The following is a 23,677-nucleotide window of genomic DNA, read 5'->3' as shown; positions in this document are numbered from 1 at the left end:
TTTTTTCGAGATTTGTTGTCTGGCCTTTTTGCTGAACATGTTTGATATTGGAACGTAATGGACGTATTTGATTATAGAGAAGAATTAAAAAAGATACCACATCGACCGGGAGTCTATCAGTATTTTGATAAAAATAGTGAGCTGATCTATATCGGTAAAGCGAAGGATCTGCGTAATCGGGTCGGTTCGTATTTCGTGAATGAAAATCAGCTGAATGGCAAAACCCGTGTTTTGGTTCGCAAGATCAACCGTATATCTTTTACTATAGTTGATACAGAGATTGATGCTTGGTTGCTTGAGAATTCATTAATCAAGAAACACAAGCCCAAGTATAATGTTCTGTTGAAGGATGATAAAACCTATCCATGGATTGTCATCAAGAACGAACCTTTTTCCGCGGGTTTTTTGGACCAGACAATATATCAAGGATGGGTCTCGTTATTATGGCCCCTATCCTTCGGTGGGGATGATGCATATTGTATTGGATCTGATCCGTGAACTATTTCCCCTCCGTACCTGCAATTTGGCTCTCACACAGGAAAACATACGGAAAGGCAAGTTTAAGATCTGTCTTGAATATCAAATTGGAAATTGTAAGGGGCCCTGCGAAGGGTATCAGTCCGAAGACGACTACGATCAGAACCTGAGTGATATCAAGGATATTCTGAACGGAAAGATTGCTGTGGTGACCAATCGTTTAAAGGAAAGTATTGGTACAGCAGCAGCGGCTTTGGATTTTGAAAGGGCACAGTTAATGAAGGCCAAGTTGGATAAGCTGGACAACTACCAGAGCAAGTCGACGGTGGTCAACTCATCCATTACCAATGTGGATGTATTTAGTATTGCTTCAGACGAGGGTTACGCTTTTGTCAATTACCTGAAAGTCATGAATGGTGTTATTATTCAGACACAGACCCTCGAAATGAAAAGGCGTTTGGACGAGAGTGAACAGGAGCTTTTGGCCTTGGCCATACCGGAGATTCGGGAGCGCTTCAAAAGCCTCTCGCGGGAAATTATCGTACCTTTTGAATTGGATATTGAAGAGAACGAACGGATTCGATTTACGATTCCGAAGTTGGGCGAAAAGAAAAAATTGCTGGAACTTTCCCAAAAGAACGTGGCATTTTTTAGAAAAGAGCGTCTGTTGCAATATGAAAAGCTTAATCCGGATATTCGGACGGAGCGCATCTTAAAGCAGATGCAAAAAGATCTGCGCATGAATGTGCTCCCGCAACATATTGAATGTTTCGATAACTCGAATATTCAGGGGAATTATCCCGTATCGGCTATTGTTGTCTTTAAGGATGCAAAACCTTCGAAGAAAGATTACCGCCACTTTAATGTGAAAACCGTGGAGGGTCCCAATGATTTTGCCACGATGGAGGAGGCTGTTTTTAGACGCTATAGGCGATTATTGGATGAAGATCAGCCTTTGCCGCAATTGATCATTATCGATGGGGGAAAGGGGCAGCTGGGCGCAGCCTTAAAGAGTCTGCGCTTGTTGGGGATAGAACGGAAAGTCACGGTCATCGGCATTGCCAAAAGACTGGAGGAGCTATTCTATCCGGGTGATCAATATCCACTTTATCTGGATAAGAAGTCTGAAACCCTCAAGGTCATTCAACATCTCCGGGATGAAGCACACCGTTTCGGAATCACCTTCCACAGAAATCAACGTAGCCGCAAAACCTTCGTTTCAGAGCTGGAAAATGTTCCGGGTATTGGAAAAACAACGGTTGAGAAAGTGTTAACCGAGTTTAAATCGGTAAAAAAAGTGAAGGAAGCCTCCGATGAAGAACTAAAAAAAGTGCTTAATCTGAAACAGATTAAAGCACTTCGTGAATATTTTGCAACGTAAAAATTTAAAAGAAGAATAGTTCGTGCAGTCGAGGTCGGTAAAAAAGGTCTCCGTACGAACTTTTCAAAGCGAATTAATCATCGTAACCAAAACGTTTAAGGTAGTTCTTTTTACTTCTCCAGTCAGGAATCACCTTAACAAAAAGTTCGAGGAATACTTTTCCATCGATAAACTCTTCAATATCCTGGCGGGCATAGGTACCGACTTTTTTGATCATGGCACCTGCTTTTCCGATGATAATATTTTTTTGAGAGTCGCGCTCTACAATAATTTCGGCAGCAATACGTGTGATATTTGCTTCTTCTTTGTATGATGTGACGATTACCTCTGTACTGTAGGGGATTTCCTTATCGTATAGTTTGAATACTTTTTCACGGATCATCTCAGAGACGAAGAAACGCATGGATTTATCCGTTAGCTCATCTTTCTCATAATAGGCTTCGTGAATCGGTAACTTGTCCTTGATGTAGTGCATCACGGCGGCGACATTATGATTTAATTTTGCTGAAATTGCAAAAACGGTATCTGGATTTAATTTTTCCTGCCAAAATTCAATCTTAGCCTTGACCTCTTCTTCCGAAGATTTATCAATTTTGTTGATAAGCACGGCAACAGGGGAATTTGTTTTACGCAATTTCTCCAGAACATCGTTCTCATCGTATTTTTCGTGGATATCTGTCACAAATAAAATAATGTCTGCATCGATCAACGATCCTTGGACAAAATTCATCATCGATTCTTGTAAAGAATAGTTTGGTTTGATGACACCAGGGGTGTCCGAAAACACAATTTGATGGTCTTCATCGTTTACAATACCGATAATGCGGTGTCTTGTCGTTTGCGCTTTGGGTGTAATGATAGACATTTTTTCACCCACTAAAGCGTTCATTAGGGTGGACTTACCAGCATTTGGCTTTCCGATGATACTTACGAATCCTGCTTTGTGTGACATTTTTCTAAATTTTATTAGGATTACAAAGAAACAAAATATATCTTTGTACTCCAATTCGGAAGGATCATAATCTTGTTTTTTCAAAAGAAAAAAGCAATTTTGTTCAAAAATATATTGCGGGGTGGAGCAGTTGGTAGCTCGTCGGGCTCATAACCCGAAGGTCACTAGTTCGAGTCTGGTCCCCGCTACTAAAGAAAGAGCCGATTGCAATGATCGGTTCTTTTCAAGACATTTAAAATACATTGCGGGGTGGAGCAGTTGGTAGCTCGTCGGGCTCATAACCCGAAGGTCACTAGTTCGAGTCTGGTCCCCGCTACTAAAAGAAAGAGCCGATTGCAATGATCGGTTCTTTTTAAGAAATTTAAAATACATTGCGGGGTGGAGCAGTTGGTAGCTCGTCGGGCTCATAACCCGAAGGTCACTAGTTCGAGTCTGGTCCCCGCTACTAAAGAAAGAGCCGATTGCAATGATCGGTTCTTTTCAAGACATTTAAAATACATTGCGGGGTGGAGCAGTTGGTAGCTCGTCGGGCTCATAACCCGAAGGTCACTAGTTCGAGTCTGGTCCCCGCTACTAAAGAAAGAGCCGATTGCAATGATCGGTTCTTTTCAAGACATCTAAAATACATTGCGGGGTGGAGCAGTTGGTAGCTCGTCGGGCTCATAACCCGAAGGTCACTAGTTCGAGTCTGGTCCCCGCTACTAAAAGAAAAAAGCCGAGGTGAATATCTTGGCTTTTTTTTGTATCCTAAATCACGCTATAATACCACCTGTCTTTCAGGATTATCTTTTTCCTGCTCGTCTAAATTTCTCATTGTCGACTGTCCTGAGGTTGTTAAAAAACTGTCTTTTGCTGTTAGTTAATCGCTCTAATTTTTTGATAGTAGATTGTACTGTAAAATGTGTGTTTATGCAATCGTTTGTTTAATTGGCGCAATCGATTTCGTTGCTGCTAAATTTTGATATACTGTCATCATCCTTTAGTTTTAGCATTCATGTACCTAAATTTTGATTAGCACGCTAATCAATTTTTAAACTAACTATTAAATATTATGATTTCAAAGATTCTCGACAATCACAAGTTGAGTCTGTTATCATTAGCTTTACTCATTACAAGTACACACAACTCGGCTAATGCTAATGGTCTTACGTTTCCAGGCAACAATATTTTGTTGAATGACGCGGTTTATCAACAAAAAGTGAATGGAAAAGTGCAGTCAACAGACGGCCCATTGGCTGGTGCAACCATTAGTGTTAAGGGGAGCGCTAAGTCGACATCGGCAGGAGTAGATGGACGGTTTACCATAGATGCTAAAAATGGGGATGTACTAGTCGTTACAAGTGTTGGTTATAAGACACAGGAAGTGACGGTGACAGGACCGGTTGTTAACATCAATCTGGAGTCCAATAGTGAAGCACTTCAGGAGGTTGTTGTCGTTGGGTATGGATCACAGCAGAAAAAAGAAAGTTTGACTGGTGCCCTTCAAGCTGTTAAGGGAAACAAATTGCGTGATGTCACTACGCCATCGGTTGAAAACATGCTGAATGGTAAGGCTGCCGGTGTATATGTTGCACCAGGGGCTGGCAAACCGGGGTCAAATGGTGGTGTTGTGATTCGTGGTCAGGCAACCTTAAGTGGCACGACGAGCCCATTGTGGGTTATTGATGGTGTTATCGTCGGCTCAAGCCCAGGTGATATCAATCCAGATGACATTGAATCGTTAACGATTCTAAAAGATGCTGCCTCAACGTCAATTTATGGTTCGCAAGGTGCAAATGGCGTTGTTGTGGTCACAACAAAAAATCCTTCGGCATCCAAAACAAGCATTAGCTTTTCTACAAAAATGGGTATCAACCAGCTTTCCAATGGAAACATGGAAATGATGAATGGGGCTGAACTTTATGACTACTTTGCTTCGTTTTCAAATCCCGCTGATATCAAATTCCCGCGTTGGAATTCGGATTTGCGCAATAGCAACTTTGATTGGTGGAAGCTGGCAACAAAGACCGGATTTGTCCAAAATCACAATTTATCCATTCAGGGAGGAAATGATAAATTACAGTCTTATTTGTCTTTAGGTTACTACAACGAAGCCGGTGCGGTAAAAGGGTATGATTACGATCGTTATAACTTTAGATTACGTACCAACTATAAGCCTTTTGACTGGTTGACCATCAAGCCATCTATTGCCGGTTCGAGACGTGCGGTAGATGATCGTCAATATGATGTCAATGCCATGTATGGAAACCTACCTTGGGATAGTCCATACGATGCAAATGGAAATTTAGTGCCACACCGTTATAGTGGCTGGGTCAATAATGCAAGCACGAATTACTTGTATGACTTGCAATGGAATCATAGTGCCAATACCAATTATGAATTTATGGGTAACTTAGATTTCGATGTCAAATTAACGGATTGGTTGACCTTCTCCTCTGTCAACAATTATCGCTACAATACGTATTCTGACAGTGGTTATCAAGATCCGCGATCAAACAGCGGTGAAAGTGTAATTGGTCGTGTAACGGATTACCGCATGGAGTTTGCACGTCGTTATACCAACCAAATCTTGCGTTTCAACAAGACTTGGGATAAACATAGCCTGAATGGATTGGCTGCATACGAATTTAACGACTACTGGACCAAAACCTTAGATGCTTACGGAACGGGTATTGTCAATGGTTTCGAGGTATTGGATGTTGTTGCAAAACCAGAACGTACGAAAGGTGGAATTTCCGAATGGGCAGTACAGTCATTCTTGTCGAATGCAAACTATGCATACGATAATAAATATCTGGCACAGGTATCTTTCCGTCGTGATGGGGCATCCAATTTTGGTACCAATGCGAAATACGGAAACTTCTTTTCCGTTAGTGGTGGCTGGAATATCAATAAAGAAGAGTGGTTCAAGGCTGATTGGGTAGATAACTTAAAACTGCGAGCGGCTTATGGATCGGTAGGTAATAGACCGAGCTCATTATATCCACAATATAGCCTTTATTCGGTATCAGCATCATCAAGCTATAATGGAATACCAGGGGCATTAATTAGCCAAATCGGTAATAAAGATCTGACTTGGGAAAAAACATACACAACAGGATTTGGTGTGGATGCAGCCTTATTTAAGAATAGGCTAAGACTTAATGTTGATTATTACGATAAGAAGACTGATAATGTGCTTTATCAAGTGCCGATCAGTGGTCTGACAGGTGTCACTTCTATCTGGAAAAATATTGGTAAGATGCAAAACCGGGGGATTGAATTGACCATCGGTGGCGATATCGTTCGCAATGATAATGTACATTGGAGTTTGGATGTTAATTTAAGTCACAATGTGAATAAATTGACGGAGCTATTTGCGACAAAAGATGCCAATGGTAATCTTGTTTCGAAACCAATTATCGCAGGGGACGGATCAGGGATAGCTGGATCGGCGCAACGTTTGCTTCAACCTGGTTATCCGGTAGATACCTATTATCTAAAAGAATGGGCTGGTGTCAATGTTGATAATGGTTTGCCAATGTGGTACAGATACGAGACAGATGTCAATGGCAATGAAACAAGGACAACGACGTCGAACTATTCCAATGCAACTTTCCGTAATGCAGGAAAAGGAAATGCAGATCTCTTTGGCGGTTTCAGTACAGCCTTAAGTTATAAGCAGTTTGATCTAAATGCCGTGTTCGGGTTCTCTTTGGGCGGTAAGTTGTATAATTATTCGCGCCAAGAATTTGACTCGGATGGAACTTATACCGATCGTAATCAGATGAAGTTACAGGATGGTTGGAGCCGCTGGGAAAAACCCGGTGATGTTGCTACTCATCCGATAGCAAGATACGATAACCAAGATAAAGGTAATTCACCGTCAACACGCTTCTTGGAAAGTAACAATTTCTTAAAAATGAGATCCTTGACTTTGGGTTACAACTTCGATCTGAAAAAGTATAACATCAAAAATTTACGTGTATTCTTAGCTGGAGAGAATTTGTTTACGATTACAAACTACTCGGGTGTTGATCCGGAGCTTCCATTGACTGAACCAGATGGTAAAGGCGGGGGTGGTCAAATGATCAGATCTACAGGCGTCTCTGTATATCCAATGGTTCGTAAATACATGTTCGGCGCAAGTGTGACATTTTAATTTTAACGTTTAGAAAATCAATAATGAAAAAGATATTAATCGGACTTTTGATCGCATCGGCAGTATCCTCCTGCGATATCGATCGTCTTCCTTATACTTCGATGGACGAAGAGAATATTGTGAGTAATCCTGATGCCATGGTAACAGGTACTTATGCGCAGTTAAAAGCTTGGTCCGACCCAATGCACCGTCTTGGTGAATACGCTGGTGATAATATGATGATCCGCGGGTCATCGACAGACGCATTTTACGAATTTATCTCCTATGCGAGAACACCTAATAATTACCGTTTGCAGAACTTCTGGGATAGCGGTTATAAAGCTATCGCGCAATCTTCGAACGTCATTAAGATGTTTGCCGAAGGTCAAAGTGAAGAGATGGATAATAAATTGGGTGAATGTTATTACATCCGTGGAATGATGTATTTTTACCTTTGCCGTGCGTTCGGGAAGCCTTATTACCAAAGTCCCGAGACAAACTTGGGTGTTCCAATTGTCAACGGTACACCTGAAGATGTATTCAATGATTTGAACTTGCCAGACCGTGCGTCTGTAAAAGATACCTATGCGCAAGCAATCAGTGATCTGAAGAAAGCAGAAGCTTTATTGAAGATCGATAAAGGGGCAGTGTATGCTTCAAAGGGGGCGGCACAAGCAATGCTTTCCCGTATATACCTGTATATGAGCGGCACGTATAAAAATCCAAATGCAGAATATGCACGTCTTTCTGTAGAATACGCAGACAAGGTGATTAATTCAGGTAAATATGTTCTATTGGCTCGTGAGCAATTCATGAAATACAATACCTTTAGACCAGAAGATAACAAAGAGACGATCTTTGCGGTGAAACGTGTCGCTTCTGAATTTTCAGGTGATGATCACTATTATGGTATTGGTGGTATGTACTCCAATATCGGTGGTATGGGCTGGGGCGAGATGTATTCCAGTGCCAAGTACATTGATTTATTAAATGAAACAGGTCGCAATGACTGGAGACCTGATCATTATACGATTGTCGATGCACGTTCGGCCTTTATTGAACCTACTTATTCCAAAGATAAGGCCGGCAAATACTCAACTGTGTTTCGATTTATCAAACAAGATATACCTGCGAAAGCCGGTGATCCTAAAACAATGAGCTATCTGCAAATTCCAGTTGTAATTAACGGAAATACTGTTGTTGCACGAGAAGTCAAAAAGATAGGTGATAATGAGGTTGTTAAAGAATATACATTGACGGCAATTAATGCTAATCAACAGACCTATTCAATTACTTATGAAGATGGCAATACCTACTCCGGTATGATCGATTACTATATTTCCTTAAACCGTGCTTATCCACAATTCTATATTGTGAAATGCTCACGTGAAGGCGAGGAGTCGCAATTGCACTCACCTGTAATCAGCCGCTTGGGTGAAATTTATTTAAATCGCGCAGAGGCTAATGCAAAATTAGGTAATTATGGTGCTGCGCTAAATGATTTAAATACCATCAGAAATCGTTCTATTGTCAATGGGGGATATACTTCAATTGATGCTACCAATGCAAGTAAACTGATCGACAAAGAGCGTCAGTTGGAATTGGCTTACCAGGCTGAACGCAGTTATGATGTGTTTCGTAATGGCTTGCCGTTAAATAGAACTTATCCTGGGCCACAAAAACAATTTGAGGATATTGTGCCGACAGATTTTAGAGTGACTTATTTTATTCCACAGGATGCGATCAATTCATATCCAGGGAAATTGACTCAGAATCCAACGTCTAATTAGGCGAATATTGATAATTTAAACCCTATAAATGGCTTTACTTCACGGTAAAGCCATTTTTGTTTTTGTGTCGCGATAATCCCTTTCGAATCCGTATCTTTGTTCCCTTAAGTATATTTTTAGCATAAAAGTGCCACCTGCTGTGATAGTGGGTGGATCAAATAAAATAAATATGGCAAATATTGTTGCAATTGTTGGTCGTCCAAATGTTGGTAAATCTACCTTATTCAATCGTCTTACAGAAAGTAGAAAAGCGATTGTTGATGACTTTAGCGGGGTGACGCGCGACCGTCATTATGAAACAGCCGAGTGGATCGGAAAGAAATTTACAGTAATTGATACAGGTGGTTTTGTACATGGTTCGGATGATGTCTTTGAAGAGGCTATTCGTGATCAGGTCTATATCGCTATTGAAGAAGCTTCGGTCGTTATATTCATGGTGGATGTCACCACTGGCATTACCGACTTGGATGACGAAATCGCTGATATTCTGAGAAGAAGTTCTAAGCCCGTGTATGTCGTGGCTAATAAAGTCGATCACGCTAAATTGCACCATGAATCGGCAGAGTTTTATGCTTTTGGTTTAGGTGAGGTTTTTAATATCTCGTCGGCTACAGGATCCGGTACAGGTGAATTGTTGGATGCTGTTGTTTCTCATTTTGAAGTGGAAGAGGAAGAAGAAGAATCTTTACCGAAATATACCATCGTGGGGCGCCCGAATGTGGGTAAATCCTCCTTGACAAATGCCTTGATCGGCAAAGATCGCAATATTGTAACGCCAATGGCCGGGACAACACGTGATTCAATCCGTATACATTACAATCAATATGGACATAACTTTTTATTGATCGATACAGCAGGTCTTCGTCGTAAGTCCAAGGTAAATGAAGATATTGAGTTTTATTCGGTGATGCGTACCATCAAAGCTTTGGAAGATTCTGATGTGACAATTTTAATGCTTGACGCACAGGATGGATTAGAAGCGCAGGACGTTAATATTTTCAACTTGGCGGAGAAGAACCGCAAAGGTATTGTCATTGTTGTCAATAAGTGGGATTTGATCGAAAAAGACAATAAGACAATGAAGGCTTTCGAAGATCGTATCAAAGAGAAAATAGCACCATTTACAGATGTGCCTATTATCTTTACTTCCGTAACCGAAAAACAACGTGTCCTTAAGGTGTTGGAAGTTGCGGATAAGGTATACGCCAACAAGACCAAAAAGATTCCGACTTCCAAGTTGAATGAAGTGATGTTGGATATTATCGAGAATTATCCACCCCCATCCTTAAAGGGTAAATATATCAAAATTAAATATGCAACACAGTTGCCTGGACGGACGCCGATGTTTGCATTCTTCTGTAATCTGCCACAATACATCAAAGATCCATACAAACGTTTTATTGAAAACAAATTGCGTGAGCACTTTGACTTTACAGGTGTGCCAATTCAAATATATTTCAGACAAAAATAGATTTCCAAGCAGCGATTAAACATGGACCATAATCTCTATTTATACAATACGCTTTCGCGAACAAAAGAAAAATTCGAACCTATTCATCCCAACCTCGTTGGTATGTACGTATGTGGACCCACCGTATACAGTGATGTGCATTTGGGTAACTGTCGGACGTTTGTATCTTTTGATTTGATTTTTAGATACCTGCGTCATCTTGGTTATAAAGTGCGTTATGTGCGCAATATTACAGATGCGGGGCATTTGGAAGGCGATCGTGATGAAGGGGATGACAAATTTGCAAAAAAAGCAAAATTGGAACAATTGGAGCCGATGGAAATCGTTCAAAAGTATACGATAGGTTTTCATGACGTATTGCGTCTTTTCAATACGTTGCCACCGAGTATTGAGCCTACTGCGACAGGACATATCTCCGAGCAGATCGAAATGATCGAACAGATTATCGAGAATGGTTATGCCTATGAGCGGAATGGTACAGTCTATTTTGATGTTGAAAAATACGTTGAAACATACGATTATACGATATTGACCAATCGTAAATTGGAGGATATGCTCAATAATACCCGAGAATTGAGTGGTCAGGATGAGAAAAAAGGGCGTTTGGATTTTGCCTTGTGGATCAAAGCAAAACCTGAAACGATTATGCGTTGGCCCGCACCTTGGAGTGTCGGCTTTCCAGGTTGGCATATCGAATGTTCGGCCATGAGCAGAAAGTACCTAGGTGATCAGTTTGATATTCATGGCGGTGGAATGGATTTGGCAGCAACCCATCATACCAATGAAATTGCACAGTCCGAAGCATGTAACCATACGAGCCCTGCCAAATATTGGATGCACACGAATATGTTGACTGTCAACGGTGCGCGTATGTCCAAATCTGCAGGGAATGGATTTTTGCCGGGCGAGCTATTTACTGGAAATCATCCCTTATTGAATAGAGGCTATTCGCCGATGGCTGTACGTTTCTTTATGTTACAGGCCCATTATAGAAGTACGTTGGATTTCTCCAATGAGGCGCTGGATGCGGCCGACAAGGGGTATAAAAGGCTGATGACTGCAATCAGTCTATTAGACAAATTGAAGGTGTCGAAAGGTGCTGATTCATTCAATTTGGCTGAAATTCGCCGTAAATGTTACGCGGCTATGGATGACGACTTTAATAGCCCTGTACTCATTGCTGAATTATTTGAAATTGTACGTATCATCAACTCGATTTATGATGGTAAAGCGAAAGTAACGGCAGAAGGATTGGAGGGCCTTAAACTATTCATGAAAGAATTTGTAGAGGATATTCTAGGCCTTCGAAACGATCAGACTTCAGCATCCGATGATATCGATGACGTCATGAATCTGGTCATCAAGCTACGTAATGAAGCAAAAGCAAATAAAGACTTCGTCACCTCAGATCGTATTCGTGATGAGCTTAATTCTATTGGAATTCAATTGAAAGATAGCAAAGAAGGAACACTTTGGAATAAGATTTGATAGATAAGAAATCGAATTTATACAAGAGGAATGCAATGGAATATTCTTATTGGGAAAAGACCTTATCGTGGAAACCAATGGATATTCCATATCACCTTTAAAAGAAAGATCATTTTGCATATGAATTTTTGGAATAGGCTATCCGTCGTCGCATTGATGAGTGTTGCTGGTACAACACTATATGCGCAGATACCTGAGAAAGTTGGAAGCCTATTGCAGGCCGATAAGGATGCTGCTGCCTTGGCGAAAGCGTCTACGCCACACCAGGCGTTTCTTTCGATCATTGATAAGGAATCTACGTTTTATGTCCCATCGGCAGTAAATGCCTATAACTATCTGAATAATAGACCAAATATTCCCGATGTTTTAAATTGGCAGCCTACCTTTGCGTTGATTGCTAAAAGTCAGGAGTTTGGTGTGACTTCGGGGTCTATGGACTTTCAGAAAGTAGGTGCAAGATTGCGTCATGGAGAATACTTGACTGTCTGGAAACGCAACAAAAAAGGTAAGTGGCTGGTCGATATTCGTGCCGAAGTTGAAAACAACGGGAACGACGGGGAGTTTGATCTTGAATATATCGAACCTACCGACTCGTGGTATCTGAAGCATCGTTCTAAAGTACGCTTAAACCAGCGTGAAGATATTGTCCTGGAGACAGACAAATTGATGTCAACCGTTTTGAAAGCCGACAATCCAACCGCATATAAGGAGTTTTTAAGTGAGGATGTCCGGTTTTTGTTCCCTTGGACCAATCCGATGGAAGGAAAAGCTAAAATGATGGCCTATCTCAAAAAACAACGCATGACGATAGAGACAGTCCCCGAAGAAGTAAAACGTTCATATAGTGGCGATTTTGCCTATACCAAGGGAACTGCAACGGTGCGACAAAAGGATAAGGTGGTGAAGTATAATTATATTCGTATCTGGCAATTGAGTGAATTAGCGAAGGATGATGTGAAGAAAGCGAACTGGAATATTCTGATCGAGATGATGTTTGAGAAATGATAGGACGATTGCAACATAAAAAAAGGGCTTGAATATATACTATTCAAACCCTTTTTTTATAGGATAAGTGTATTGTACACTTATTGTTTTTTCCATTTTTTCAATCCTTCACTCTGACCAAAGTCATCACTGATATTGATGTAAGTGGTCTTCAATTTATCATCGAACCATTTGCTCAGATTACGATTGGTTTTATCCTGAACGGCGGCTTCTTTGATCTTTGTGAAATCTTCGTCCAAGTTTGCTTTGTGCGGTGGTATACGTGTTTTCAGGTAATTGAAACGGTAACCAACATCGCCCATTTTGTCTGTAAATTGCTCTGGTTTGGAGTATTCTCCCGGTTTTAGCGGATCGATCGCTGTAAATACTGATTTCTCCAAGCCATCCATAGGAATTACGGTTGTGCGGCTTGAACCCTCTTGATTTAGGATCATACCACCATTGAATTTACTCTCCTCCGCATCAGAATAATTTGTTGCGGCATGATAGAAATCCATTTTTTTGTCAACGACCAATTTATAGATACTGTCCAATTTATTTTTTGTTCGTTCTAATGCTGCAGGGCCAGGATTGATCTTCATCAGGATATGGCGTGTGTGTACCTCTTCGCCACGTCTTTCCAGCACCTGAATAATATGAAAGCCATATTTGGATTCGACAATAGGTGATATTTCTCCCGGTTTTAATTTAAAAGCCATGGCAGAGAATTCTTTGACATAATTATCACGTGTACCAAAGCCTAAATCACCGCCATAGGGGGCAGATCCGGGATCTTGAGAGTATATACGAGCCATTGTACCAAAGTCGGAGCCATCTACAATCTGTTTGCGGATACCTTCAATCTTCTCGCGCTGTTCCTTTTTCTCTGCATCGGTCAATTTGGGCATCATGACAATTTCACCGATTTCTACCTCGGTATTGAAGTAAGGGAGACTGTCTTTATTCAAGCCCTCAAAATAACGCTTTACTTCCAATGGAGTCACATCTATTTTGGAAACGATGTTTTGTCTCATTTTCTGTGCTTTTAATTGCTCGAAAACACTAGGACGCATTTCTTCTTTGTATTGTAATAAGGAACGGTTGAGGAATTTTTCAAGACGTTCTTGCCCTCCTGCCTGTTGTGACATGTGGCGCAGACGCGCATTGAGGTTGTCATCAACTTCGGTCTCGGTTACATCGATGGAGTCAATTACGGCTTGTTGTGATAATAATTTTTGGACAATTAACTGTTCCAATATACCATCTTTATAGTTTTCATCTGGTTTATTCCCTTGCGCCAACCATTGAGAATATTGCATATCCACGTCGGACTGTAAGATAATGCCCGATCCAACCGTTGCTACAACGCGATCAATAACTTGACGTTGCGCAAGACTGGCCTGAATTGATGCAAACAGCAATAAAAACAATATATAAATGTTTTTTTTCATCCGTATAAATTATTTATGATATTTATGAGTGATCTTCATTTATATAAATGAACTCGTTTCACTCGGTTATTTGTTCATCATTTGTTTTTTGTCACAAGCATTCACGCTGCCTTCGGCGGTATGCGTAGTATTTGTGTTCAATATATACTTTTTTGAACAACAGCACAAAATTATCAGATTATATGAATTATTCGTACTTTTATTTAACAATATTTTTGTATTCCCAATATTTTAAATGGGTGATTTTGGAATTGTTAAAATTGATGTGCTAAAATACGCATTTGCCTATTAGAAAGGACGGTTTTAACCAAATTTAACAAGTCTATTGACGATATTTACGCCTATAAAATGGCGGGGTTTTAGATCCTCACACTGCGGAATGAATGGGGAAATTTGAGTGGGATCTCGTATAATTTAGAAACAAACTTGATGTAACGGCTCATTCAACAAATGAGTAGCTACATTTATAAAATAATTTCAATGAAAAAAGCATTTGTTTATTTGATGACGATTTTACCTTTGGCTAGTTTTGCCCAACAGATTCCCATGTTTGTGGGAACATATACGAGTAAAACCGCGAGCAAGGGTATCTATATTTATAATTTTGATGTTAAAACTGGTGAAACAACTTTGTTGAGCACACAAGAGAGTAAAGATCCGTCCTTTTTAGCACGAAATAATAACTTTATTTATGCCGTTAATGAGGTTCCAAATCAAGAGGGGACTGTTTCTGCCTATTCTTTTAAGGACGGTCATTTAACTTTTCTAAACTCACTTCCTTCTGGAGGGGAGTCGCCTTGTTTTGTTGAAGTACATCCGAAGGGTAGCTTGCTCGCTGTGGCAAATTATACAGGCGGCTCTGCAGCTTTGTTTGATTTAGAAAGTAATGGTGTGTTAAGCAAAAGAGCGCGTTTAATACAACACGAGGGTAAGGGGGTGGATCCCGTACGCCAAGAAAAGCCACATGTACATTCTACTTTTTTCTCCAATAAAGGGGATAAGTTGTACGTCCAAGATCTTGGTTTGGATGAGATTTCTATTTATCCGGTGAATAAAGCGGGAAATGTCTATAGTCTTGCTGATGAATCGGAAGATGTCTTTACTCCAGCTGGAGGAGGACCACGTCATATCGTGTTTGATAAGAAAGAGAAATTCCTGTATGTCGTCCTGGAAATGACCGGTCAAATTGCATCGTATAAGAAAGATGGAGATGCATGGATGTATCAAAGTACTTTTGATATCAACCCCGAAGGTTTTAAAGGAAGTAACGGTGGAGCTGATATTAAGATCTCCGCTGATGGAAAATTTCTGTATGCGACCAACCGCGGCGATGCCAATACAATAGCTACTTTTTCGGTAGAGAAGGACGGCGAATTGAAGAAAATTTCTAATCTTTCAGTGAAAGGCAAAGGACCACGCAATTTCAACCTTTCTCCGGACGGGAAATATCTTTTGGTCGCAAATCAATATACCAATAACATTGTTTTGTTTAGCCGGGATGCCAAAACGGGTTTGTTGACAGATACTGGAAAAGAAATCGCTGTACCAGCTCCTGTTTGTATTATATTTTAATCCAGAAAGGACGTTCTAATAAGAAGAAGATTTTTAGGAATAACTGTATAGGCTTTTCTTAAAAATCTTCCTTTCGACAATCTAATTTACCTTCCTTTTCGAGATCATTTAAGGTGGTACCCTTCCATGTTTTCACACGCTGTATATAAGCTGCTCTGCCAATCATGTGTGCGGCAACCGGAGCCGTTAGGATCAGAAAAAATCCAATGGCTATAGCCTTGGTTGTTACGGATACATCCGGGAAGGTCATGGCCGCACAGATGAGTAAAAGTCCCACACCCAGCGTTGCTGCCTTTACCGTAACCGAAAGGCGTAAATAAAAATCGGGCATCCGCAAGATGCCAATAGACGCAAATAGTATGGCCAATGCCCCGATGGTACTGAGTATGGCTAAAGTAATATCAATCATCTTTGCTTTGTTTTTCTAAATAAAATGAAAACGCGATCGTGCCAAGAAATGCGATCAGTGCCAAGATCATGGCAATGTCTAAAAACACTTCCTGCGACGTTCGTATACTATACACGGTAATAATGCCGATCCCGATGGTGATAATGAGATCGAGGGCAATCACACGATCAAATATCTGAGGGCCTTTATACAGACGAATAAAAGCCAGTATGACTGAAATAGTCAGGATCGGAAGGATCACATAATCAAAGTAGCTATTTAAAGTCATCTTAAGAGTTCTAAAAGTCTTCGTTCAACATTATTTTTAAGGGTAGAAACAAACTGTTCTTTGCTTTTCATGTACATGACGTGAATAAAGAGCGTTTTTTTATCTTCACTTACGTCGAGGATAAGTGTGCCGGGTGTCAACGAAATAAAGGTTGAAAGCAGGTTTATTTCCAAATCGGTTTTTGCATCCATGGGGTATTTAACAATCGCCGGTTTGATAAAAAACTTGGGTGTTATCACGTCGTAGGCAACCTGCACATTGGCGACAATCATTTCCCACAGGAAAAAAAGAATAAAACTCAATGTTTTGGGTACCCGATAAAAGTAGCGTTGATCCACCTCATTTCTGTTCATCAACCAGAGGATACCAAATCCCAACATAAAGCCGAATAGGAAGTTGGTATAGTACATCGATCCCGTCAGTGCGACCCAGATAAAGGATAACATGAGGTTCATTAAAAACTGTTTAATCATATCATTTCTGCCCTCCTAATACAGCGTTTATGTAAGGTGATGTGTCCAATAATTGTGTAGCGATCTGATCTGCGACATGGATAATTGATTCGGCGTTGAGTCCGATATACAGGGACGCTGATGCCAAAATAACGACAGGAAGTATGAGCATTGTTCTTTTATAGCCGATCATGCCCGCAAATTTATCCTCAATGATTTCCGGATCGGGGGCATCTTTCCAGAATACCTGTGCCCACATTTTGGCGATGACAAACAAGGTGATAAAACTGCCAATGATCAGAGCTCCCGCGAAAGCATACTTCTCTAGGTGAAAGGCATCTTTGAATAGATAGATTTTAGGCCAAAAGCCCGAGAGCGGTGGGATGCCCACCAGTGAAAAAAGAACAATGGCAAAAAGCAATGAGATCTTTGGGTATTGCGCATAAAGTCCGCCCAGTTTATTCATATCCATGGTACCACGGAGTTGTCGTATAACACCGGCGATGAGGAATAAATTCGTTTTGACCATAATATCATGGATCAGATAGAAAACGGCGCCCAATAAGGCCCATTTGCTATACAAACCTAATCCGCCAATCATAAAACCAATATGGCAAACGATCAAATAGGAAAATAACCTCCGGATATTGGATTTGATCAATGCACCAAAAGCGCCCGTCAGAATAGTCAATATAGCCAGTACGATAAGGAGTTCTTTGGTAAAATGATTGGGAATAAATAATAGGGAAAAGACCCTGAACAAGGCGTAAATCCCAACTTTGGTCAATAAGCCCCCAAATGTCGCTGCTACGGCCGAAGGCGGCGTATGGTAAGAAGAGGGTAACCAGAAATAGAGTGGAAAAACGGCGGATTTAATGCCAAAACCGATCAGGAAAAATGTTGCTGTAATTTCTACTAATGCCTGATTTTGTATTTTGGGGATACGCAGTGCCAAGTCGGCCATGTTTAAGGAACCTGAAATGCCATAAAGTATTCCTATTCCGGTTAGGAAAAATGTGGAGGCCAGGATATTCATGGCCATATATTTTACAGCCCCCTCCAATTGGGATTTTCTACCCCCTAAGGTCATCAGTACAAAAGAGGAAATAATAATGACTTCAAACCATACGTACAGGTTGAAGATGTCACCTGTCAGAAAGGCGCCGTTAAGTCCCATCATCAAAAAGTGAAAGATCGGGAAATAGCCGTAGAGGATGCGCTGGCGTCCCACACCGACACAGGAAAAGATGGAGACCGCCAGCCCTGCGATTGAAGTCAGGAGAACAAGGGTACTGCTGAATAGGTCGGCAACAAAAACAATCCCAAAAGGAGCTTTCCAATTGGCCGCATTCATGGTCAAAATACCACCGTCATAAACCTTGAAGAATAGTTTAAAGGCAAGAATGAGTGCAAGCAAGCTTCCACCAACGCTCAGAAAACGTTGTGCAGTGGATTTGCGCCACAACATCAGTTGGACAATAGCAATAAATAAATGCACGATAATCGTGGCAATAATGTGGTTGTCTATCATATATCTTCTTCCTCAGGCGTGTTCAAATCATCCAGATCATCGGTACCCAGCAATGCATATACACGCTTGAGTAAAACGATGGCAAAGGAGGTCAGGCCAAAGCTGATCACGATGGCCGTTAAAATAAGGGCTTGCGGAATCGGGTCCGCATAAATATCGGTGAATACCTTCAAATCGGGACCTATAATGGGTGGTTTACCTTTAATAATATTTCCCAATAAGAAGATCAATATATTGGTACCATTGCCCAGTAACATAATACCCAGCAACAATTTCACCATGCTTCGACGCAGGATGAGGTATATTCCGGCAGCATAAAGGATGCCGATCAAGAGTACGAGTATCAGTTCCATTATTCTTCTTCTTCTGTCGTTAAAGCAATTGTAAATAAAATCGTCAGGACGACGCCAATGACAACAAAGTATACACCAAGGTCAAAAAATAAGGCGGTTCCTATCATCCCGATGACGGGAATTTTCTCTTCCAGCCAAAGACCGGTCATGACGGGATAACCAAAAAATGCAGGTAGGAACATACTGATGGCCGAAATTCCCAGTCCGATGGGGATGAGCGACAGGGGCTTGTATTGAATCAATTTCATGGTATTTTGCGGGCCAAAGGCAAAACTATGCAGGACAAAAGCAATCGAAGCAACCAGGCCGCCCACGAAACCTCCGCCTGGGTAATAATGCCCCCGGAGTAGAAGGAACACCGAGAAAAGTAAAAGTATTGGTAATAAATACCGCGTAGCGGTCTGTAATATTGTACTGTTCATTTGTTATTATTTAGCAATGAGTTGTCCGCTCATTTGTGCATCACCTTTATCTTTCATTATTCTTTGTCAGAGGACTTTAAACGTAATTTTAATAAGCTATATACCCCCAGTGCAGCGATACTCAATACCACAATTTCAAACATGGTGTCAAAACCTCTGAAATCGACAAGTATTACATTGACGACATTTTTTCCTTTAGCAAGCACATAGGCGTAATCGCCATAGAAATCACTGATATTTGTGGTTGTTGGTTCGTGCAGAACTCGAAGTGCGACCATGGAAAGCAAAATTCCAAAAACGATAGCGACAATGGCGTCACGAATGATGGTGCGCCGGTTGGCCAGGTTCAGGAAAGAAGGTAGTTTAAAGAGTACCAATACGAAGAGTACCACAGTAAGGGTATCGATGGTAAACTGTGTCATCGCTAGATCTGGAGCACTGTAAAACACGAAAATAAGACATATAGCATAACCTACAACACTGGTGGCTACTACGGCTGTTAAACGGGATGAGGTGCGGATGGTGAGTACAATGGCGCCGATCAAAATGCAGACTGTGGTGACTTCGTAGAAACTCACCGGAGATAAGGTTTCCCATTTAATATGGAGTGGCCCACCCAGGTATAGTTGGTAGGCGATGAGTAATTCGGCAAATAAGATAATTTTCAACAGATACGAACGCAAATAGCCGTTGTGCATTTTGCTGGTGAAAAAAGTAGAGAATAAAACAATTTCCTGAGCACATAATCGAATGATATATTCAGGCGAAATCTTATTGAAATTTGCAATCCAAGCCAATTTTTTAGCATTGGGTCTGTTTGCGAAATAAAGTAAGGTACCCGCGGCAATTGTAATAGCGCTTAATAGCAGGACTAAATTAAAGCCATGCCAGATTTTCAGTTGAAAAGTTTCCGGTTTTGCAAGTATGCTTACCGCGGTTGGCCCTGCAATCCAGTCGCCGATAAGTCCGGGGATACAGCCAAAAGCAACACCGAGGACGGCTAAAAGTAAAGGCGGGATCCACATGGCTTTATAGGGTAGGTGGATTTCATGAAATTGCTCGGGCAACTTACCCATAAAAGGTTTGATACCGGCCATAAATCCAGCAGAGACTAAGAGTATATTTGTTGCTACTGCAGCGACGGTCAAATAGAGAAATAAATCAGGTGTGGCATGTAGTGTTGCCTCATAAATCAAATCCTTTCCAATAAACCCAAATGTAAGTGGAATACCGGCACTGGAAAGTGCCGCTAGGAAACCTGCTATAGCGACAGGCATTAATACCTTACGTAGCCCCCGTAAGATGGTAAGATCCCGCGTTCCCGTTTCATGGTCTATAATCCCCGTAATCAAGAATAAGGCAGCTTTATACAAGGCATGTACGAGTATAAAGACACTTACTGCGATAACGGCATCCTTGGTGCCTAGTCCCAACAAGAATACTAAAATACCGAGGGCGGATATGGTTGAATAGGCGAGTACTCCCTTGAGGTCTGTTCTAAAAAGCGAATGGAATGCAGCATAAAGCATCGTGAAACCACCAATGGCCATGAGGGAATACGTCCAGATCGGGTTGCCCCCAAGTATTGGTGAAAAACGGGCCAAAAGATAGATTCCTGCCTTAACCATCGTTGCCGAGTGTAAGTAGGCCGACACTGGCGTTGGCGCCTTCATGGCACCGGGTAACCAAAAATGGAAAGGGAATTGTGCTGATTTCGTAATTGCTCCAAGTGTTATGAGGGCAAAGACCAGGGGAAATAGTGGATGTTGCTGAATGAGGGATACTTTGTCGATGAGTGCTGTAATATGGTAAGTACCCGCAATATTACCCAGCAAAATAAAACCTGCCAGTAGAAAAAAACCACCCAGACCAGTAATGGAAAGTGCAGTTAATGCGCTTTTGCGCGAATCATTTTTGTCATTGTTAAATCCAATGAGAAAAAATGAGCTGATCGAGGTTAGTTCCCAAAAGATGAAGAGCAACAGCATATTGTCCGACAGGACTAACCCCAGCATAGCCGACATAAAAAGGCAGAGGTAGCCAAAGAACCGGTCGATATACCGATGACCTTTGAGATAGGCATTCGCGTAGAAGAAGATACAAGCTCCAATCCCAGTGATCAATAAGGCGAAAAGTAGGGATAGTCCATCTAATTTAAAATCCAGATTGATGCCTAAGGAGGGCACCCAGGGTGTTGATTGCACGAAATAGGAGCCTTGGCCAATAGGTACAATATATTGTGCAAAGTATAAAAATAGAAGTACCGGTAAGAATGCGAGAATAAAACCCCATCTGGTTTTTAGGAACCGACCAAATGGAACAATAAGGCTCGATGTTATTAATCCTGACAGAACAGTAAATAGCATTTAGTCTTTGTTTTAATTTTTAACCTTCACTATTTCATCGTTGCCAATGCTTATATGGCGATGAAGGTTTTTTGAAAGTTTACAATATAATAAAAAAAAGCGAAAAAATGCTAGTTTTTGATCACTTTCCCGCTATATAAAGGATGAAAGAGGGGATTTTGTTTTGAATTCGGGGGAAAAATCAAGGTTAAAAATTCTTAAAAAAATGAATGAAAAAACACTAATTTATTGAGAAATATGATTTTTACGCGATGATATTCATAATTAATGTAATAAAAATGTTAAATCTTGTTAAACAAAATTTAAAAATTCTATCTTTAGAGTAGTTAATCAGCCGCCAAGGACTGTTTCTAATCAATTTTGTTATACCCGTTGGAATTATGGGCCCTGAAGAGAAGTTATTTAGAACGCATTATAAAAGCTTGTGTCATTTTGCATGGAAATTTGTAGGAGAATCTGCTATTGCAGAAGATTTGGTGCAAGAGGCATTTATTACATTCTTTAGAGAGCAGCAACGAATGGATGAATCCGAAACTTTTGTACGGAACTATTTATATACTGCGGTGCGGTTTTCTTGTCTGAAGCATTTAAGGCATGAAAAAGTAAAGGAAAAGTATTGGACCCGAGTAAAGTTCATTGAGGAAGATGCGCATTCAGTTGAGCTTTCTATGATTCATACTGAAGTGATCAATGAAGTCTATCGAATTATTGCTGAAATGCCAGTTGCTTGTCAGAAAATTTTTAAGATGGGTTATTTGGAAGGATTGTCGAATCTTGAAATTACTGAAAAACTTCAGATCAGCGTAAATACAGTGAAAACGCAAAAACAGCGTGGTATGAAGATTTTATTAGATAAGCTACACCCCGAATTTTTACCCTTTATTATTTTTTTATTAAAATAATTTTAATTTCCTGTCACCCTTGACGAATCTATAGGGTTTCTAACCTATAGATATGAAAGCTAATACCAATTACATAGCCAAACTCATCAATAAGTTGCTTCGTGGTCAAGAAACCATGACGGATCGGGATGCTATTGAGCAATGGCGGAAATCGGACAAAAGTAACGATGATTTGCTTGAAAGCTTTCGAGACGCAAAAAATATTGAGGAGGATCTTATCTTTTTGGACAATTTGGATGAAGATGGTGCTTGGCATAAAATTCAACATGTTTCCGCTAAAGCAAAGAGAAATTATAGACCACTTCTTCATGCGGCAGCCATTCTCGTGATATTGCTGGGAACATCGCTCTTTTATATCCTTCAGCAGAAAGGTAAAGTTTTAGAGAAAGTAGCAATTGTACATCCTGTAAAAGGGGATATTTCACCGGCGAAATCTGGAGCTTTACTCGTCCTGGCGGATGGATCGATCATGCCTTTGGAGAAATCTAACAAAGCAGTTGACCCGAAAATAGTTGCCTTAACGAATAAAGACAGTGTTGATCAACTGAATAATCCGAAAGCAGAGACTCGAATACAATTTAATACGCTGGTTGTTCCTAAGGGTAATTTTTATAAATTAAATTTAGAAGATGGCACCCAGGTTTGGGTAAATGCCAACTCTCAGCTTAAATTTCCTGTAAAATTTAAAGAAAATGAGCGTCGTGTCATTTTGGAGGGAGAGGCTTACTTTGAGGTCGCTCATGAAGCTAAGCGTCCTTTTGTTGTGGAATCTAGAGGAAGCGAAGTGAAGGTGCTGGGGACACATTTCAATGTTAACGCTTATAGTAGTAATGTCCGTACGACATTATCCTCGGGAAGAGTTCAAGTTAGCCATTCAGGAAATATTATTGTTCTTGAGCCCGGAGAGTATGCGAATCTCAAAGGTGAACTTCTCAGCAAAGGGAAGGCAGACTTAGATCACGATCTTTCCTGGCATAATAATCAGTTTTATTTTAAGAAAGAAACGATCGTAGAGATTGCCTCTACACTATCTAAATGGTACGATGTTCAGGTTCGATTTAAGAAAGATGTGGCGCTGGATAAGGTGTATAACGGTAATTTTAAACGCGATGTTAAGCTGTCCGAAGTTTTGGAAATGTTGACTTACGTCTGTGATTTGAAATTTGAGCTTCAAGGAAAAGAATTAATTGTCGAAAACAAATAAAAAGGAGTGCTTATGTAAGAGAAATAATACCTAACCTAAAGGTCTTACATGCAAAGTAGAACAGGAATGTTGCAGCATCCCTGT

General features: G+C 40.6%; 17 protein-coding genes, 5 tRNA genes and 1 pseudogene. 14 read left to right on the top strand and 9 right to left on the bottom strand.

Annotation, left to right across the window (positions count from 1 at the left end):
- Window positions 1-57: 57 nt before the first annotated feature.
- Window positions 58-1,858 (top strand): annotated as a pseudogene (gene uvrC, locus DTA23_RS12470) (excinuclease ABC subunit UvrC).
- Between the two features lie 73 nt (window positions 1,859-1,931).
- On the opposite strand, the gene era reads toward uvrC, so the two are convergent.
- The gene (era, locus tag DTA23_RS12465; protein WP_070570335.1) at window positions 1,932-2,810 is read right to left on the bottom strand and encodes a GTPase Era; all 879 of its coding nucleotides are present in this window, start codon (window positions 2,808-2,810) and stop codon (window positions 1,932-1,934) included.
- A gap of 115 nt (window positions 2,811-2,925) precedes the next feature.
- Between era and DTA23_RS12460 the strand changes: the two genes are divergently transcribed.
- From DTA23_RS12460 to DTA23_RS12415, 10 genes are all read left to right on the top strand, one after another.
- Window positions 2,926-2,998: transfer RNA gene (locus DTA23_RS12460), tRNA-Met, on the top strand.
- Between the two features lie 55 nt (window positions 2,999-3,053).
- A tRNA-Met gene (locus tag DTA23_RS12455) sits at window positions 3,054-3,126 on the top strand.
- 56 nt (window positions 3,127-3,182) lie between these two features.
- Window positions 3,183-3,255 (top strand) — tRNA-Met (locus DTA23_RS12450).
- A 55-nt stretch (window positions 3,256-3,310) separates the two neighbouring features.
- Window positions 3,311-3,383: transfer RNA gene (locus DTA23_RS12445), tRNA-Met, on the top strand.
- A gap of 55 nt (window positions 3,384-3,438) precedes the next feature.
- Window positions 3,439-3,511 (top strand) — tRNA-Met (locus DTA23_RS12440).
- A 350-nt stretch (window positions 3,512-3,861) separates the two neighbouring features.
- The gene (locus DTA23_RS12435) at window positions 3,862-6,951 is read left to right on the top strand and encodes a SusC/RagA family TonB-linked outer membrane protein (protein ID WP_112374935.1); all 3,090 of its coding nucleotides are present in this window, start codon (window positions 3,862-3,864) and stop codon (window positions 6,949-6,951) included.
- A gap of 23 nt (window positions 6,952-6,974) precedes the next feature.
- A complete protein-coding gene (locus DTA23_RS12430) occupies window positions 6,975-8,720 on the top strand; it encodes a RagB/SusD family nutrient uptake outer membrane protein (protein WP_112374934.1) in 1,746 nt (581 codons plus the stop codon).
- A 169-nt stretch (window positions 8,721-8,889) separates the two neighbouring features.
- Window positions 8,890-10,191, top strand: a complete 1,302-nt coding sequence (der, locus tag DTA23_RS12425; protein ID WP_112375434.1) for a ribosome biogenesis GTPase Der — start codon at window positions 8,890-8,892, stop codon at window positions 10,189-10,191.
- Window positions 10,192-10,212: 21 nt separating this feature from the next.
- A complete protein-coding gene (gene cysS, locus DTA23_RS12420) occupies window positions 10,213-11,679 on the top strand; it encodes a cysteine--tRNA ligase (protein ID WP_112374933.1) in 1,467 nt (488 codons plus the stop codon).
- Between the two features lie 30 nt (window positions 11,680-11,709).
- Window positions 11,710-12,684 (top strand): DUF4440 domain-containing protein, encoded by a 975-nt coding sequence (locus DTA23_RS12415; RefSeq protein WP_239468760.1) that lies wholly within the window; start codon window positions 11,710-11,712, stop codon window positions 12,682-12,684.
- 80 nt (window positions 12,685-12,764) lie between these two features.
- On the opposite strand, the gene DTA23_RS12410 is transcribed toward DTA23_RS12415, so the two are convergent.
- Window positions 12,765-14,114, bottom strand: coding sequence for a peptidylprolyl isomerase (locus tag DTA23_RS12410; RefSeq protein WP_112374932.1), 1,350 nt, complete (start codon window positions 14,112-14,114; stop codon window positions 12,765-12,767).
- A 480-nt stretch (window positions 14,115-14,594) separates the two neighbouring features.
- On the opposite strand from DTA23_RS12410, the gene DTA23_RS12405 reads away from it, so the two are divergent.
- On the top strand, window positions 14,595-15,686 hold the full coding sequence (locus tag DTA23_RS12405; protein ID WP_172462406.1) for a lactonase family protein: 1,092 nt from the start codon (window positions 14,595-14,597) through the stop codon (window positions 15,684-15,686).
- 58 nt (window positions 15,687-15,744) lie between these two features.
- Here DTA23_RS12405 and mnhG read toward each other — a convergent pair whose 3' ends face one another.
- From mnhG to DTA23_RS12370, 7 genes are read right to left on the bottom strand one after another with little or no spacing between them, the layout of a single operon-like run.
- Window positions 15,745-16,095, bottom strand: a complete 351-nt coding sequence (mnhG, locus tag DTA23_RS12400; protein WP_046671613.1) for a monovalent cation/H(+) antiporter subunit G — start codon at window positions 16,093-16,095, stop codon at window positions 15,745-15,747.
- Window positions 16,088-16,363 (bottom strand): monovalent cation/H+ antiporter complex subunit F, encoded by a 276-nt coding sequence (locus DTA23_RS12395; protein ID WP_046671612.1) that lies wholly within the window; start codon window positions 16,361-16,363, stop codon window positions 16,088-16,090. Before DTA23_RS12395 ends, mnhG begins: the two co-directional genes overlap by 8 nt.
- Window positions 16,360-16,818: a Na+/H+ antiporter subunit E gene (locus tag DTA23_RS12390; protein ID WP_227550155.1), complete on the bottom strand. Its 459-nt coding sequence runs from the start codon at window positions 16,816-16,818 to the stop codon at window positions 16,360-16,362. Before DTA23_RS12390 ends, DTA23_RS12395 begins: the two co-directional genes overlap by 4 nt.
- Window positions 16,819-16,837: 19 nt before the next feature.
- On the bottom strand, window positions 16,838-18,346 hold the full coding sequence (locus DTA23_RS12385; protein WP_112374930.1) for a proton-conducting transporter transmembrane domain-containing protein: 1,509 nt from the start codon (window positions 18,344-18,346) through the stop codon (window positions 16,838-16,840).
- Window positions 18,343-18,699 carry a Na+/H+ antiporter subunit C gene (locus tag DTA23_RS12380; RefSeq protein WP_046671609.1) on the bottom strand — a complete coding sequence of 119 codons (357 nt, stop codon included), beginning with the start codon at window positions 18,697-18,699 and terminating at the stop codon, window positions 18,343-18,345. Before DTA23_RS12380 ends, DTA23_RS12385 begins: the two co-directional genes overlap by 4 nt.
- Window positions 18,699-19,121, bottom strand: a complete 423-nt coding sequence (locus DTA23_RS12375) for a Na+/H+ antiporter subunit B (RefSeq protein ID WP_046671608.1) — start codon at window positions 19,119-19,121, stop codon at window positions 18,699-18,701. Before DTA23_RS12375 ends, DTA23_RS12380 begins: the two co-directional genes overlap by 1 nt.
- Before the next feature lie 56 nt (window positions 19,122-19,177).
- Entirely contained in the window at window positions 19,178-21,487 is a 2,310-nt protein-coding gene (locus DTA23_RS12370) for a putative monovalent cation/H+ antiporter subunit A (RefSeq protein ID WP_112374929.1), read from the bottom strand.
- A gap of 380 nt (window positions 21,488-21,867) precedes the next feature.
- Here DTA23_RS12370 and DTA23_RS12365 point away from each other — a divergent pair, with 380 nt between their 5' ends.
- Together DTA23_RS12365 and DTA23_RS12360 are read left to right on the top strand one after the other, a co-directional pair.
- Complete coding sequence (locus DTA23_RS12365; RefSeq protein WP_112374928.1) at window positions 21,868-22,389, top strand: RNA polymerase sigma-70 factor; 522 nt, start codon at window positions 21,868-21,870, stop codon at window positions 22,387-22,389.
- 52 nt (window positions 22,390-22,441) lie between these two features.
- Window positions 22,442-23,593: a FecR family protein gene (locus DTA23_RS12360; protein ID WP_112374927.1), complete on the top strand. Its 1,152-nt coding sequence runs from the start codon at window positions 22,442-22,444 to the stop codon at window positions 23,591-23,593.
- Window positions 23,594-23,677 lie beyond the last annotated feature (84 nt).

Origin of the sequence: Sphingobacterium multivorum (assembly GCF_900457465.1) — a bacterium.
GTDB lineage: Bacteria > Bacteroidota > Bacteroidia > Sphingobacteriales > Sphingobacteriaceae > Sphingobacterium > Sphingobacterium multivorum.
This window is presented reverse-complemented; position numbering and strand designations above follow the sequence as displayed.